Annotated in this window: 6 protein-coding genes; 3 read left to right on the top strand and 3 right to left on the bottom strand. The window is 63.0% G+C overall.

Annotated features, from left to right (window positions below):
- Positions 1 to 162 precede the first annotated feature (162 nt).
- Complete coding sequence (locus AC0R79_RS08550; RefSeq protein ID WP_474734090.1) at positions 163 to 9567, bottom strand: retention module-containing protein; 9405 nt, start codon at positions 9565 to 9567, stop codon at positions 163 to 165.
- A gap of 531 nt (positions 9568 to 10098) precedes the next feature.
- Here AC0R79_RS08550 and AC0R79_RS08545 point away from each other — a divergent pair.
- The 3 genes from AC0R79_RS08545 (at position 10099) to AC0R79_RS08535 (ending at position 15169) form a co-directional block, all read left to right on the top strand.
- A complete protein-coding gene (locus AC0R79_RS08545) occupies positions 10099 to 11457 on the top strand; it encodes a TolC family outer membrane protein (protein WP_007956601.1) in 1359 nt (452 codons plus the stop codon).
- A gap of 180 nt (positions 11458 to 11637) precedes the next feature.
- Positions 11638 to 13797, top strand: a complete 2160-nt coding sequence (locus tag AC0R79_RS08540) for a type I secretion system permease/ATPase (protein ID WP_474734088.1) — start codon at positions 11638 to 11640, stop codon at positions 13795 to 13797.
- A 10-nt stretch (positions 13798 to 13807) separates the two neighbouring features.
- Positions 13808 to 15169, top strand: coding sequence for an HlyD family type I secretion periplasmic adaptor subunit (locus AC0R79_RS08535; RefSeq protein ID WP_085605682.1), 1362 nt, complete (start codon positions 13808 to 13810; stop codon positions 15167 to 15169).
- 132 nt (positions 15170 to 15301) lie between these two features.
- Here AC0R79_RS08535 and AC0R79_RS08530 read toward each other — a convergent pair whose 3' ends face one another.
- Positions 15302 to 15895: a tRNA-uridine aminocarboxypropyltransferase gene (locus AC0R79_RS08530; protein ID WP_474734086.1), complete on the bottom strand. Its 594-nt coding sequence runs from the start codon at positions 15893 to 15895 to the stop codon at positions 15302 to 15304.
- A 4-nt stretch (positions 15896 to 15899) separates the two neighbouring features.
- Positions 15900 to 16793 (bottom strand): LysR family transcriptional regulator, encoded by an 894-nt coding sequence (locus AC0R79_RS08525; protein ID WP_007956593.1) that lies wholly within the window; start codon positions 16791 to 16793, stop codon positions 15900 to 15902.
- Positions 16794 to 16884: the final 91 nt, after the last annotated feature.

Raw genomic sequence — 16884 nt, 5'->3', positions numbered from 1 at the left:
GCAGCCCGGGACGCTCCGCGTCCCAAAAAGCGGACGCAGAGCGTCCATTGAGGCATTCCCACGCGGACGGTTCGACGCCTCGACGTGGGAACGATCAATCCAAGAAAAAACCCGTCGTCCCGATTACTCGGGACGGCGGGTTTTGTCGTTTCAGCGTTCAGATCAAACCGTGTCCACCTTCAACGAATGATCATTCAACATCCCGTTGATGATCGTCGCCGTGTCATGACCGCTGGCAATCAACCCGCCCGCGCCCGGTGTTACACCGTAGTGGCTGGCCAGGTTGACGCCGGCCAGGTCGATGGTCTGGTTCGGCGTGGCGCCGGCCATGGCGCTGACGTCGATGCTGGTCATGACCGAGGCGCCGCTGCCGGTGACGGTGAAGTGCAGGTAGTCATCCAGCGACGCCGACGTGCCGTTTTCACCTTGCAGCAGTTGCGACAGGTCGAGCTTGTCGGTGCCGGGGGTGAAGTCGGTGACGAGGTCGTGACCGCTGTTGCCCTTGAGCCACTGGAAGGTGTCGGCGCCCGGCCCGCCGGTGAGAGTGTTGTTGCCCATCCCGCCGATCAGCAGGTCATCGCCCCCGCCGCCATTGAGGATGTCGTTGCCCAGGCCGCCGTTGATCACGTTGTTATTGTTGTCGCCGGTGAGGGTGTCGTTGAAGTTCGAGCCGACGAGGTTTTCGATACCGGTCAGGGTGTCCGTCCCGGCGCCAATGGTGTTTTGCGCACCGAGCAGGCCGAGGTTGACCGTCACCCCGGCGGTGGCGTGGGCATAGCTGGCGGTGTCGATGCCGGTTCCGCCGTCGAGCAGGTCGTTGCCCGGGCCGCTGTAGAGCAAGTCGTTGCCGGCGCCGCCGTGCAGTTCGTTGTTGCCGGAGCCTGCGGTGAGCACGTCGTTGCCGTCGCCGGCGTTGATGATGTTGTCGCCGGTGCCGGCCACCAGTACGTCATCGCCCGAGGTGCCGGTGAGGGTGTGGCCGTCCTGATAGCTGATGGTCACGTTTGCCGTGTCGCTGCCGCCGTGGTTGTCATTGGCGGTGTAGGTGCCGTGGTAGTCCGGGGTAATGTCGTGGGCCCCGGCGTAGTTGAGGGTCATGGTCAGCTGGTAGTTTTCCGCCGCGTTGGCGTTGCTGCCCGTGGTGTTGGTGATGTTGGTGATGTGGATCTGGTAGACGCCATCGGACGTCGCGGTCAGGGTCTGGCCGTCCGCGAGGGCGATGTAGGCGCCGCCGTTGTTCGAGTACTCCATGGTGATGTGACCGGCCGCCAGGTTGTGGTCCAGGTTGAGGGTTTCGCCCTGGCGCAGGTTGACGGTGATGCGGTCTTCATCGTTGGCGTTGGTGTTGGTCACCGCGCCGAGGTAGCCGCTGACCACCAGCACGGCGGTCATGGTCGCGGCGTTGGCGCTGAACGAATTACGCACGTTGGCCAGGTTCTGGTTGGCGGCGGTGTTGGCGTTGGTGCCGGTGAAGCTGATCGCGCCGGTGCCGGTGAAGTCTGCCGATTTGGAGATCCAGCCGGTGTTGAACGAGGTTGGCGTGGCGTTGAGGGTGTCGCCGTTCGGGTCGGTGTCGTTGGCCAGCAGCAGTTCGCCCGGCACCACGATGTTGCCCGACAGCACATTGGTGATGACGTGGTCGTCCGCCGCCACCGGAGGCGCGTTGGGGATCACTTTCACGGTCAGGGTCGAGCTGGCGAGGTCGCCGTCGTTGTCGCTGAGGGTGAAGCCGATGTTCTCGGTAATCACCACGGCGGTGGTTTTCTGCGAGGTGTAGCTGTAGTCGCCGGTATCGAGATTCACCACCAGGGTGCCGCTGTTGTTGGTGGCGATGCTCAGGGTGTTGTTCACCGTGTTGAACGTGCCGTGGTTGGCGCCGCCGCTGGCGACCAGTGAACCCTGGCCGCCGTTGGCTTTCGGGTCATAGGTGTAGGTGGTGCCGTCGACCACGATGGATTTGATGAACCCGCCATCGGCGCCGAACGTGCCGCCCTCGCCCAGCAGCGAACCGGTAACCGGCGCGCCCTGCACAGTGCCGGACAACACCGAGTTCAGTTGATTGAGGTCGGTGACCACCACCGCGTTGGTGTTGGTGTGCGTGATGCCGTCGTACGCCAGCGGATCGAGGTTGGCGTTGCTCACGCCGCTGCCCAGGCCGATTGCGTAGTTCTTGATGTTGTTGGCGTCGAGGAACGCCTTGAGCGTCGCTTCGTCGGCGGTGCCGATGTCACCCTCGTTGGGTTTGCCGTCGGAGAAGAAGTAGCCGACGTTCTGCGCCCCGGTGAGTTTGCCCGAGGTGTTGAACGCGTTGTACATGGTCGCCACGGCCGCGTCGTAGTTGGTGCCGCCGCCCGCGCTGAGGCCGGCCAGTATCGTCTTGGCCGTCGCAACATCGACCCACACCGAAGTGCGGTCAGTGGCGTTGCTGCTGAAGGTGACGAGTTGCACTTTCACGTCGCCCAGATCGTCGTACTTGTCGAGCAAGGCGCTGATCGCCTGCTTGGCCAGCTCCAGCCGCGACAGGCCCGGTACGCCGGAGGCGTCGGCCATGCTGCCGGAGATGTCGAGGACGATGAGGATGTTGGAGTCGATCTCCACCGCCGTTACCGAACGATCCGACGCCACCGCTTTTGGCACGTCGTCGACGATGTTGACCACGATGGTGCTGGTGGTGCTGTTGCCCAGCGCATCGGTGGCCTTGTAGGTGAAACTTTCGCTCAGGGTGTTCGGCCCGTCGTTGGCGTTCGGCGTGGTTTTCGGCGCCGAGGTCAGGGTGTAGGTGTAGGTGCCGTCGGCGTTGAGCTGGATCTGCCCGTAAGTGCCGGTGGCGCTGCCGACCAGGGTGTAGGTGATCGCCCCGCTGCCGCCGCTGACCGAACCGACCAGCGTGCCGGTCGCGGTTTCGCCGGTGTTGCTCGGGTCGCTGCCGGTGACCGTGCCGGGGGCCAGGTCTTGGCCGTCCTTGGTCAGGTCGAGGGCTTTTTCGTAGACGGTCACGTCCTGATCGGTCGAGGCCACGAGTTTGCTGTCGGCGACGTTGACGGTGATGGTGGTGGTGCTTTCGTCGCCGTCACTGTCGCGGATGGTGTAGGTGAAGGTGTCGGTGGCGCCCGGCGGGCTCACCGAGTTCGGGTTGCTGTGATAGACCGCGTTGCCGGCCGCATCAAGGGTCAGGTAACCGTAGCTGCCGTTGATGTTGTTGCCGAGGCCACCGATGGCCGAGGTCGCAGTGTTACTGCCGGCGCGCACGCCGACCACGATCGCCGCGCCATCTGCGCCGCTGACATCGTTGCCCAGCACGCTGATGTTGACCGTGCCGCCCTCCGCCACCGAGCCGGTGTCGGGTTTGGCGGTCGGCAGGTCGTCGATGATGTTGACGTTGATCTGCCCGGTCGCCGTGCTGCCGTCGGTGTCCGTCGCCACCACGTTGAAGTTCTCGGTGATGCTGTTGGCGCCGTTGGCGTTCGGGTGGGTTTCGTTATCGACCAGGGTGTAGCTGTAACTCACCACGCCGGTAGTCGGGTTGTAACCGGTGATGGTCAGCGTGCTGCCCAGCGGGGTGACGGTCGATTGCGGGAAGCCGGCGGCCACGCCGTTGGTCATCACGGCGATGCCGCCCACGGTCAGGGTTTGCAGACCGTCGAGCGCGGTGACGGTGAAAGTGCCGCTCTGGGTCAGCGCCGGAGTGTTGGGGCTGGTGCCGTCGCTGAGGTTTTTCTCATAGACGGTCAGCTCGCCGCCATTCACGTCGAGGCCGTTGAGGACCACCGGATCGTCGTTGTTGTGAATGTTCAGCACCAGATTCGCAGTGCTGGTATCGCCGTCGGCATCGGTCAGGGTGTAGGTGAAGGTCTCGGTGCCATTGCCACCGCCGTGCAGGTTTTTGAAGTCTGCATCGTTGGTGTTCAGCGTGTAGGTGTACGTGCCGTTGGCGTTCAGCACCAGAGTGCCGTAAGTGCCGGTGAAGGTGCCGGGGGTGATCGGGCCCGCATTCGGGCCGGTCGCCACCACGTCGGCGCCTTGCACGTCGTTGGTCAGCACGTTGCCGTTGAGGGTCAACTGGGTTTCCGACGCGGTGCTGGCGTTGCTGTCGTTGATCGCCTTCGGCACGTCATCGACGATGCTGACCACGATGGTGCTGGTGACGACGTTGCCCAGCGAATCGGTGGCCTGGTAGGTGAAGGTTTCGGTCAGGGTGTTGGCGCCATCGTCGGCGTGCGGGGTGGTGCTGGCCGGTGAGGTCAGGGTGTAGGTGTACGTGCCGTCGGGGTTGAGCACGATCTGCCCGTAGTTGCCGGTGGCGCTGCCGACCAGCGCGTAGCTGATCGCACCGACCGCACCGGTGACCGAGCCGACCAGCGTGCCGGACGCGGTTTCCCCGGTGCTGGTCGGATCGCTGCCGGTGACCGTGCCAGGGGCCAGGTCTTGCCCGTCCTTGGTCAGGTCGAGGGCTTTTTCGTACACGGTGACGTCGGTGTCGCTGACCGCGCACAGTTTGCTGTTGGACACGTCGATGGTGATGGTGGTGGTGCTTTCATCGCCGTCGGAATCGCGCACGGTGTACACGAACACGTCCACCGCGCCCGGGCCGCTCACGGCATTCGGGTTGCTGTGATAGACCGCGTTGCCGCTGGCGTCGAGGGTCAGGTAGCCGTAAGTGCCGTTGATGTTGCTGTTGAGGCCGCCGATGGCCGAGGTCGAGGTGTCGGAGCCGGCGCGCACGCCCACTACCGCGCCACTGGCAGCCGGGCCGTCGGCGCCGCCGATGTCGTTGTCCAGCACGTTGCCGCTGACGGTGCCGCCCTCCTGCACCGACGTCGCGTCGGGTTTGGCGGTCGGCAGGTCGTCGATGATGTTGACGTTGATCTGCCCGGTGGCGGTGCTGCCGTCGGTGTCGGTCGCCACCACGTTGAAGTTTTCGGTGATGCTGTTGGCGCCGTTGGCGGTCGGATGGGTTTCGTTATCCACCAGGGTGTAGCTGTAGCTGACCACGCCCGTGGCCGGGTCGTAACCGGTGATGGTCAGCGTGCTGCCCAGCGGAGTGACGGTTGATTGCGGGAAGCCTGCTGCCACACCATTGGTGATCACGGCAATGCCGCCCACGGTCAGGGTTTGCAGACCGTCGAGGGCGGTGACGGTGAAGGTGCCGCTTTGGGTCAGCGCCGGGGTGTTGGGGCTGGTGCCGTCGCTGAGGTTTTTCTCGTAGACGGTGAGTTCACCGCCGTTGACGTCGAGGCCGTTGAGGTAGACCTGATCGTCGTTGTTGTGGATGTTCAGCACCAGGTTGGCGGTGCTGGTATCGCCGTCGGCATCGGTGATGGTGTAGGTGAAGGTTTCAGTGCCGTTGCCGCCGCCGTGCAGGTTTTTGAAGTCCGCATCGTTGGTGTTCAGCGTGTAGGTGTACGTGCCGTTGGCGTTCAGCACCAGAGTCCCGTAAGTCCCGGTGAAAGTGCCCGCCGTGATCGGGCCGGCATTCGGGCCGGTCGGTACACGGTCGGCGCCTTGCACGTCGTTGGTCAGGACGTTGCCGCTCAGCGTGAGGTTGGTTTCCGAAGCTGTCCCGGCGTTGCTGTCGTCCACGCCTTTTGGCAGGTCGTCGACGATGTTCACGTCCAACGTGGCATTGGCGGTGGTGCCGTTGTCATCGACTACGGTCACGGCGAATTGCTCGTTGAGCACGTTGGCGCCGTTGGCGGTTGGATGCGCTTCGTTGTCGACCAGGGTGTAGCTGTAGCTGACGACGCCGGTCGCAGCGTTGAAGCCAGTGATGGTCAGCGTGCTGCCCAGTGGCGTGGTCACCGATTGCGGGAAGCCTGCCGCCACGCCATTGGTGACCACGGCGATGCCACCGATGGTCAGGGTGGTGACACCATCGAGAGCTGTGATGGTGAAGGTGCCGCTTTGGGTCAGCGCTGGAGCATCGGGGCTGCTGCCGTCGCCGAGGTTTTTCTCGTAAACGGTGAGCTCGCCGCCGTTCACGTCGAGGCCGTTGATGATCACCGGATCGTCGTTGTTGTGGATCTGCAGGACGAGGTTCGCGGTGCTGGTGTCGCCGTCGGCGTCGGTGATGGTGTAGGTGAAGGTCTCGGTGCCATTGCCGCCGCCGTGCAAGGCCTTGAAGTCGGCGTCGCTGGTGTTGAGGGTGTAGGTGTACGTGCCGTTGGCATTCAGCACCAATGTCCCGTAAGTCCCGGTGAACGTGCCGGCGGTGATCGGGCCGGCGTTTTCGCCGACAGGCACGCGGTCAGCGCCTTGCACGTCGTTGGTCAGGACGTTGCCACTCAAGGTGAGGTTGGATTCCGAGGCAGTCCCGGCGTTGCTGTCGTCCACGCCTTTTGGCAAGTCGTCGACGATGTTCACGTCCAGTGTCGCGTTGGCGGTGGTGCCGTTGTCATCGACCACGGTCACGGCGAATTGCTCGTTGAGCACGTTGGCGCCGTTGGCGGTTGGATGCGCTTCGTTGTCGACCAGGGTGTAGCTGTAGCTGACGACGCCGGTCGCCGCGTTGAAGCCGGTGATGGTCAGCGTGCTGCCCAGTGGCGTGGTCACCGATTGCGGGAAGCCTGCCGCCACGCCATTGGTGACCACGGCGATGCCACCGATGGTCAGGGTGGTGACACCATCGAGAGCAGTGATGGTGAAGGTGCCGCTTTGGGTCAGGGCTGGAGCATCGGGGCTGCTGCCGTCGCCGAGGTTTTTTTCGTAGACGGTGAGTTCGCCGCCATTCACGTCGAGGCCGTTGATGATCACCGGGTCGTCGTTGTTGTGGATCTGCAGGACGAGGTTCGCGGTGCTGGTATCGCCGTCGGCATCGGTGATGGTGTAGGTGAAGGTTTCAGTGCCGTTGCCGCCGCCGTGCAGGTTTTTGAAGTCTGCATCGTTGGTGTTGAGGGTGTAGGTGTATGTGCCGTTGGCGTTCAGCACCAGAGTCCCGTAAGTCCCGGTGAAAGTGCCCGCCGTGATCGGGCCGGCGTTCGGGCCGGTCGGTACACGGTCGGCGCCTTGCACGTCGTTGGTCAGGACGTTGCCGCTCAGCGTGAGGTTGGTTTCCGAAGCTGTCCCGGCGTTGCTGTCGTCCACGCCTTTTGGCAAGTCGTCGACGATGTTCACGTCCAGTGTCGCGTTGGCGGTGGTGCCGTTGTCGTCGACCACGGTCACGGCGAACTGCTCGTTGAGCACGTTGGCGCCGTTGGCGGTTGGATGCGCTTCGTTGTCGACCAGGGTGTAGCTGTAGCTGACGACGCCGGTCGCAGCGTTGAAACCAGTGATGGTCAGCGTGCTGCCGAGTGGCGTGGTCACCGATTGCGGGAAGCCTACGGCTACACCGTTGGTGACCACGGCGATGCCACCGATGGTCAGGGTGGTGACACCATCGAGAGCAGTGATGGTGAAGGTGCCGCTTTGGGTCAGGGCTGGAGCATCGGGGCTGCTGCCGTCGCCGAGGTTTTTTTCGTAAACGGTGAGCTCGCCGCCGTTCACGTCGAGGCCATTGATGATCACCGGATCGTCGTTGTTGTGGATCTGCAGGACGAGGTTCGCGGTGCTGGTGTCGCCGTCGGCATCGGTGATGGTGTAGGTGAAGGTTTCAGTGCCGTTTCCACCGCCGTGCAGCGCTTTGAAATCGGCGTCGCCGGTGTTCAGCGTGTAGGTGTACGTGCCGTTGGCATTCAGCACCAAGGTTCCGTAAGTACCAGTGAAAGTGCCCGCCGTGATCGGGCCGGCATTCGGGCCGGTCGGTACACGGTCGGCGCCCTGCACGTCGTTGGTCAGGACGTTGCCGCTCAGTGTGAGATTGGTTTCCGAAGCAGTACCGGCGTTGCTGTCGTCCACGCCTTTTGGCAGGTCGTCGACGATGTTCACGTCCAGCGTCGCGTTGGCGGTGGTGCCGTTGTCATCGACCACGGTCACGGCGAATTGCTCGCTCAGCACGTTGGCACCGTTGGCGGTTGGATGCGCTTCGTTGTCGACCAGGGTGTAGCTATAGCTGACGACGCCGGTGGCGGCGTTGAAGCCGGTGATGGTCAGAGTGCTGCCCAGTGGTGTAGTCACCGATTGTGGGAAGCCTGCGGCTACACCGTTGGTGACGACGGCGATGCCGCCGATGGTCAGGGTGGTGACGCCGTCCAGTGCGGTGATGGTGAAGGTGCCGCTTTGAGTCAGGGCTGGAGCATCGGGGCTGCTGCCGTCGCCGAGGTTTTTCTCGTAGACGGTGAGTTCACCGCCCTCGACGTTCAACCCGTTGATGACCACAGGATCGTCGTTGTTATGAATCTGCAGCACGAGGTTCGCGGTGCTGGTGTCGCCGTCGGCATCGGTCAGGGTGTAAGTGAAAGTCTCAGTGCCATTGCCACCGCCATGCAGATTCTTGAAGTCCGCATCACTGGTATTCAGCGTGTAGGTGTAGGTGCCGTTGGCATTCAGCACCAGGGTGCCGTAAGTCCCGACGAATGTACCGGCGGTGATCGGGCCGGCGTTTTCGCCGACAGGCACGCGGTCGGCACCTTGCACGTCGTTGGTCAGGACGTTGCCGGTCAGCGTCAGTTGAGTCTCTGTCGCCGTACCGTTGTTGTCATCGAACGCTTTCGGCACGTCGTCGGTGATGTTGACGTCCAGCGTGCCAGTGGCGGTGTCGCCATTGCTGTCGCCGGCGATCACGGTGAATTGTTCGCTGAGGTTATTGACACCGTCGCCCGCCGCGTGGGTTTCGTTGCCGTTGAGGGTGTAGCTGTAGCTGACCGTGCCGGTGGCCGGGTTGTAGCCGGTGATGGTCAGGGTGTTGCCCAGTTGTGTGGTGATCGATTGCGGGAAACCGATCGGCACGCCGCCGACAATCACGTTGATGCCGCCGATGCTCAGGCTGCTCAGACCGTCCGGCGCCGACACCGTGAAGCTGCCGGTCTGGGTCAGCGCGCCAGGGTTGGCGGCGGAACCGTCGGGCAGATTGGCTTCGTTGAGATTCAATTCGCCACCGGCAACAGACAGCCCGGTGAGTGTGACCGGATTGTTGACTGGCGGTGGTGGTGGAGCGATCGGCGCGGTGTCGTCACCGTTGTCGATCACCGCGTTGTGGCGTTCTTCGGGAAACTCGGGAATGCCATTGAAACCGGCGGTGGGGAAACCGATGACCGGATCGACCCGGCCCGCCACTTCAGTCAACAACACGAAACTGTGACCGCCACCCAGTGCGCCCGGCGCGCCACCGGTGGCTCCGGGGCCGGCCGCTGTCGCTTCGGCGGTTTTGGTCGGGTCATCGCCGGCGGCAATGGCTTTCTGGATCTGTTCGACGTCGGTCAGTTGCGACTCGCTCGGGGTCACCGCTTCCGGGGCATTGACGTGGGCGGCCTGATCGGCGAGCAACTGGCCGGTCATGGTCAGGCTGCTGTCGCGGCCGAGGGTCAGCTCCTGGCCATTTTGCAGATGGACGGCAACCGCGCCCTCCGCCCCGGTGATCAATTGATCCCCTGCAAACAGCCGATCGCCTTCGACCAATGGGCGGCGAATGCCGTCTGCCGATTGAGCGAAAACCTGACCAATGACTTTAGTGACGATCCCGATGAGCGTTGCCATGTGCATTCCTCCGCTGCCGACCACCGTCGGCGCTGGTTCGCGAAGCAGCCCATGGCTCAAGCGGGTTGTCGGGGCGACGCTCGCACCTCGACAGTTCGTTTCGCAGGTTGCGCAAATCCAGAAACTCCAGCGCCATCAAGCACTTGGAATCTCTGTTCGATGCAGCAGGCCCACTAACGCTACGTAACGGTGGTGAATCACCCGAGTGACAAAAAAATGTCGCTCATCAGCCGCTACGCGTCCCTCCCCTTTAGCAGTACTTCGCCGTATGTCGCAAAGTGAGTGGAACTTTCCTCAAGCCTTTCTGTGCTCCCTAAAGCGCATAAAACAAAGGCTTTCGAGTGGAACAATGTGCTGGATTTGGCGAACCGCATAAGTTTTTTTTGGCATAACCCATATGAAAATTTTTTCTTAGCTACGCTTCAGGATGTTCTTAGCTCTGTTGTTACAGGCATGAAACGCTTTCTACTAAAAATATCGTCAATAAATTGGCGACAGCGGAACACCATCAGGACTCAGGGAGATGCACCCATGCGCGTACTAACCCCCCTCTGCAGCGCGGTTTTGCTGGCCATGGCTTGCACTTCCCAAGCCCAGGCCATGAACCTCACCGAAGCGATCCAGAGCACCATCGCCACCCACCCGGAACTTGCCTCGCGCGTGGACGCGCGCCTGTCAGCTGATGAACAAGTGAAAGTCGCCAAGGGCGGCTTCTATCCGTCGGTGGATCTGAACGCTGCTTACGGGCGCGGCTACAGCGACAACACCAACACCCGGGCCTTCGGTAATCACCACACCGAAATCCTCAATTACACCCAGTCCGAGTTGCGTCTGCGGCAGATGCTGTTCGACGGTTTCAACACTGCCAACGAAGTCGAGCGCACCAAGGGCGTTTCCAACTCGCGCGCCTATTACGCGCAAGGCACCGCCCAGGACCTGGCCCTGCGCACCATCGAGGTCTACCTCGAAGTGCTCAAGCGCCGTGAACTGGTGACCCTGGCCAGGAACAACCTGCAGGCGCACTTGCGCGTCAACGACCAGATCGGCCTGCGCACCGAGCGCGGCGTGGGCAGCACCGCCGACTCCGATCAATCGGTCGCCCGTAAGGCACTGGCGCAGAACAACCTCGACACCGCCGAAGTCGATCTGGCCGACGCCGAGTCGAACTTCTACAGCGTGGTCGGGCGCATGCCGGATGAACTGGAAACCCCCGCCTCGACCCGCGGCGAATTGCCCGCCACCCTGCCCGAAGCCCAGCAGAGCATGGTCGAGAACAACCCGTACCTGAAATCCGCCCAGGCTGACGTGCAATCGGCCGAGAGCCAGTACGAAGTCGCCAAGTCGCCGTTCTACCCACGCTTCGATGCGGAAGCGGCGGTCGGCGCCAACAACAACGTGCAGGGCGACGAAGGCCACGACAACGAATGGCGGGTCGGCGTGGTGATGAACTACAACCTGTTCCGTGGCGGCAGCGACAAGGCACGACTGGCCTCCGACGCGCACCAGATCAATCAGGCGATGGACATCCGCAACAACGCCCTGCGCCAGCTCAACGAGAACATTCACCTGGCCTGGAACGCCATGGTCAACGCCAAGAAGCAAACCCCGACCGCCCGTGAATACGCTGAAACCACCAAGCGTGTACGCGCCGCGTATCAGGATCAGTTCGGCCTCGGCCAGCGCACCCTGCTCGACCTGCTCGACAGTGAAAACGAGCTGTACAACGCCAACCGCCGTTACACCGAAATCCGCTACACCGAGGAATATTCGATGTACCGCGTGCTGGCGAACATGGGCCAGTTGTTGAACAAGCAGCGGGTCGTGCTGCCGGCCGATGCGATTGCCGCGACCGAGGTGAAAAACGAAGCGCGCTTGCCCGAGCTGAAATAACCACGCTGCCGGAGCTGTCGAAAGCTGTGATCTGATCGTTCCCACGCTCTGCGTGGGAATGCAGCCCGTGACGCTCCGCGTCACTGGACGCTGAGCGTCCCTAGAGGCATTCCCACGCGGACGGTTCGACGCCTCGACGTGGGAACGATCAACTGAAGTAGTGCCAGGGGAGCGATCAATATGACCAGCATGCAACCCGGTAACACCGGGATCGATCCGCGGCTGAGTTTCGATGACCCGTTGCTCGACGGTCTGTTGATCCTCTGCAAACTGCATGGCGCGACGGTCAGTCGCGCCAGCCTGAGCGCCGGGCTGCCCCTGGACAAACAACGCCTGAGCCTGGACCTGCTGCCCCGCGCCGCAGCCCGGGCCGGGTTGCAGGCGCGCTTGCTGCGCCGGGAACTCAAAGACATTTCTCCGCTGAACCTGCCGGTACTGTTGCTGCTCGGCAACGGGCGCACGGCGGTGCTGCGGCGTTTTTCCGAAGACGGCAAGGCGCTGATCCTGCCCAGCGAAGCCGACGGCGGCGAGCAATGGGTCAGCCGTGAAGAACTCACCGAACACTACAGCGGCCAGGCGTTGTTCGCCCGGCCACGGCATGAACTGGAAGACCTGCGCTCACCGTTGGTGCCACGGGTGCAAGCGTGGTTTCGCGACACCCTGAAGCTGTCGAAATGGCTGTACAGCGACGCGATCCTCGCCAGTTTCCTGATCAACCTGCTGGGCCTGATGGTGCCGCTGTTTGTCATGCAGACCTACGACCGCGTGGTGCCGAACCAGGCCACCTCAACGTTGTGGGTGCTGTCGATCGGGTTGCTGATCGGCACCGGTTTCGAACTGGTGCTGCGAGTGGTGCGTGCGCATCTGCTGGACACTGCCGGCAAGAAGACTGATGTGATCCTTTCCGCCACTTTATTCGAGCGCATCACCGGCATGTCGATGAAGGCCCGGCCGGCGACCATCGGCGGATTCGCCCAGAGCATTCACGACTTTCAGGGCCTGCGGGAATTTCTCACCGCCGTGACCCTGACCAGCCTGATCGACCTGCCCTTCGTGGTGTTGATGCTGGTGGTGATCGGCCTGCTCGGCGGCTGGCTGGTGGTGATTCCACTGCTGGCGTTTCCGATCACGATCGTGTTCGCAATGATCATTCAGGCCCGTCTGCGCGACACCGTGCAGAAAAGCCTGAGCCTCGGCGCCGAGCGTCAGGCGTTGCTGATCGAAACCCTCGGCGGCCTGGAAACCCTCAAGGCGTGCAGCGCCGAAAGCGAGCGCCAGCACAAGTGGGAAAGCACCCACGGCGCCCTCACCCGCCTCGACAGTCACGCGCGCAACCTCTCGGCGCTGGCCACCAATGGCACGCTGTTCATCCAGCAGTTTTCGGGGATGGCGACGATTGTGGCCGGGGTCTACAGCATCATCGCCGGCAACCTCAGCGTCGGCGCGCTGGTAGCGACTTACATGCTCGGCAGCCGCGTGCTCGCGCCGCTGGGCCAGATCGCCGGGCTGATCACCCGCTACCAGCAAGCGCAACTGACCATGAAAAGCACCGACGCGCTGATGTCCCTGCCCCAGGAGCGCGACGGTAAACAACGGCCGCTGGAGCGCACGCAACTACAAGGCGCGCTGGACGCCAACGCCGTGACCTTCCACTACAACGGCCAGAACTCGCCGGCCCTGAGCAACGTCAGCTTCAGCCTCAAACCCGGCGAGCGGATCGGCATCATTGGCCGCAGCGGCTCGGGCAAAAGCACGTTGGCGCGGCTGGTGATGGGCTTCTACGAACCGGAAGAAGGCCAGTTGCTGCTCGACGGCCTCGACCTGCGACAACTGGATGTCGCCGACCTGCGCCAGCAGATCGGTTACGTCGCCCACGATCTTCCGCTGCTGGCCGGCAGCCTGCGTGACAACCTGACCCTCGGTGCCCGCTATATCAGCGATTCACGCATGCTCGAAGTGGCCGAACTGACCGGCGTCACCGAGCTTGCACGGCAGCACCCGCAAGGCTTCGACCGGCCGGTGGGCGAGCGCGGGCAATTGCTCTCCGGCGGCCAGCGCCAGGCGGTGTTACTGGCGCGGGCGCTGCTGCTCGACCCGCCGATCATGCTGCTCGACGAACCCACCAGCGCCATGGACAACAGCAGCGAAGACGTCCTGCGCCAGAAGCTGCACGGCTGGGTGCAAGGCAAGACGCTGCTGCTGGTCACCCACCGCACTTCGATGCTGAGTCTGGTGGACCGGTTGCTGGTGCTGGACAACGGCCGGATCGTCGCCGACGGTCCGAAAGAAGCGGTCATCGATGCACTGCGCAAGGGCCGGGTCGGCTCGGCAGCGGTCTAGGAGTTACCCCATGTCTGCTTCCTCCTCTTCAAAACCGCGCGGTTACTTCGACAGTTTCGGTAAAAGCGCCGAAGCCGAATTCATGCCGGAAACCGCCGGCGCCTCGTTGCAGGATTCGCCGCGCTGGTCGCGCATCACCGTGTGGCTGGCGGCGGCGCTGCTGATCAGTGCGCTGGTCTGGGCCAAGTTCGCCGTGCTTCAGGAAGTGACCATGGGTGAAGGCAAGGCGATTCCGTCGAGCAAGGTCCAGGTGATCCAGAACCTCGAGGGCGGGATCGTCACCGAGATCTTCGTCCGTGAAGGGCAAATGGTCAGCAAGGGCGACACCTTGCTGCGCCTGGATGACACGCGGTTTCTGTCGAACAAGGGTGAGAGCGAGGCTGATCGTTATGCTCTGACCGCGCAGGTCGAACGCCTGTCCGCCGAAGCCGAAGGCCGGCCGTTCAAGCTCTCGGACGAGGTGATTGCCAAGGCCCCGCAAGTCGCCGAGGACGAGCGCTCGCTGTACGAGCAACGTCAACGCCGGCTGGCCAGCGAGCAACGCACCCTCAGCGAACAACTGCGGCAAAAGGCGCAGGAGCTGGCCGAGTTTCGCTCGAAACAGGGGCAATACAGTTCGAGCCTGGCGCTGCTGCAACAGGAAATGAACATGTCGGAACCGCTGGTGAAAACCGGCGCGGTATCGCCCGTGGAGATCCTCCGGCTACGTCGTAGCGCTGTGGAAATTCGTGGTTCGTTGAATGCCACGACCCTCGCCATTCCCCGGGCCGAATCGGCGATCAACGAGATCAAGAGCAAGATCGACGAATCGGAACAGACCTTCCGCTCCGAGGCGGCCAAAGAGCTCAACGAGAAACGCACCGACCTGTCGAAAATCACCGCGTCGAGCATCGCCATCGACGACCGCGTCAGCCGCACCACCGTGACCTCGCCGGTGCGCGGGGTGATCAAGCAGATGAAGGTCAACACCATCGGCGGCGTGGTGCAGCCGGGCAGCGACATGGTGGAAATCGTGCCGCTGGAAGACAACCTGTTGATCGAGGCCAAGGTGCGGCCGCAGGACGTGGCGTTCCTGCATCCGGGCCAGAAAGCCATGGTCAAGTTCAGCGCCTACGATTACACGATCTACGGCGGGCTCAGCGCCAAGCTTGAGCTGATCGGCGCCGATACCATCACCGACGATAAGGGCAACAGCTTCTACCTGATCCAGGTGCGAACCGACAAAAACCATTTGGGCGGGGATGTGAAACCGCTGCTGATCATTCCGGGGATGGTGGCGACGGTGGACATCATTACCGGGGAGAAAAGTGTGCTGGATTACCTGCTCAAACCGGTGCTGAAGGCGCGGACCGAGGCGATGCGCGAGCGCTAGCCTCATCTGATCGTTCCCACGCTCCGCGTGGGAATGCCGCCCGGGACGCTCCGCGTCCCTTCGCGACGGTGACGCAGAGCGTCACTGTATGCATTCCCACGCAGAGCGTGGGAACGATCAGGCTGAGTCCGATCAGCCACCGTGATTCTTCTGGAAAGTCTCCTCCCCCATCGCCGCAATCTGCCCTTCAATCAACGCCTCGAACGGCTTGAGCAACGGCTCGAACGACGTCGGCGCTTCCAGCGTCTGCAACGCCTGAACAATCGCCTCAATCGTCGACAACGCCCCCGGCCCCGGTGCCTTGCGCAGCCGATACCGTGAAACCCCACCCTCGGCCAAAGTCACCCGTGGCAACGCCGCCAGCAGCGGATTGAGGTGCAGCATCTTGCGCGCCTTGCGCCACGTGCCATCCGGCACCACCAGCAACAGCGGCTCATCCGATGCGGCGTAAGCCTGCATCGGCTGCGCATCCTCCGCCGGAAACAGCAAACGCGCCCGATACCCCGGTCGGTTCAGCAGCGCGGGCAGATCCTCGAACACTTCACCGACGATCAGCTCGGCATTGTTCAAACCGAGCGCCGCCAGCCGTGCCGTGTTGAGCGCATGATTGACCTCGCTCGGGTGCTGCAACAGCAACACCCGGGTGCGGCTGTCGAGGCTGGGGATCAGCGGGCAAAGGCAATGGGTTTGTGGGCGCAGGCAGCGCGGGCATTGGGGTCTGGACATGTTCTTATGCCTGATTGAGCTGCGCTTTGAGCAGGTCGCGGAAAGTCTGGATCAGCGGCTCGCGGCTGCGGCCACGGCGCATGATCATGGAAAACGGCGCCTGATAACCGAAGGTCGCCGGCAACAGCACCCGCAAATCGCCCTTGTCGGCCCAAGCCTGGGCGTAGTGCTCCGGCAGGTAACCGATGTAGGCGCCGGACAGCACCAAAATCAGCTGCGCCTCCATACTTTCCACGGTTGCGGCGCTGTGTTTGAAACCGTGGCGTGCGAGTTCAGCCTGGCTCCAGTAACCGCGTCCGACCATGCGTTGCTGGGTGATGACCTGCTCGGGAATCCGCCGCTCGTTGAACAACGGGTGACGGCTGCTGCAATACAGCCAGTGCTGCTCGCGGTACAGCGGCATGTACACCAGACCGCTCATGCGCGTGGAGAACGCGCCAATGGCCAGATCGAGTCGGTTGTCCTGCACGCCGAGTTGCAGTTCATACGGGCTCATCACCGACAAATGCAAATGCACCGCCGGATGTTCCTGGCTGTAGGCGCCGATGGCTTCGGCGAACGGCAGGGCCTTGTCGCTGACCGTGGAGTCGATTACCCCGAGATTGAGCGTGCCGCGCAGTTCGCCCTTGAGCGCGGCGGCGTATTGCTCGAAACCCTCGAGTTCGGCCAGCAGGCGCAGGGTTTCCTGATGGAACAGCTCGCCCTTGCTGGTCAGGCTGAAACCGCCGCGCCCGCGATGGCAAAGCACCAGACCGAGCGCGGCTTCGAGCTGGCTCATGTAGGTGCTGATCGCCGAGGTCGACAGGTTGAGTTCCTGCTGCGCGTTGGCAAACCCCTGATGGCGCACGACGCTGACGAAGATGCGCAAAAGTTTCAGGTCGGGTAAAGCGTTGGCCATGTCTACTCCAAGGATCGTTCCCCATAGATCGTTCCCACGCTCTGCGTGGGAATGCCGCCTTGGACGCTCTGCGTCCGCTTCACGGCTGTGA

It is taken from the genome of Pseudomonas sp. HD57-3 (assembly GCF_056113135.1).
This window is presented reverse-complemented; position numbering and strand designations above follow the sequence as displayed.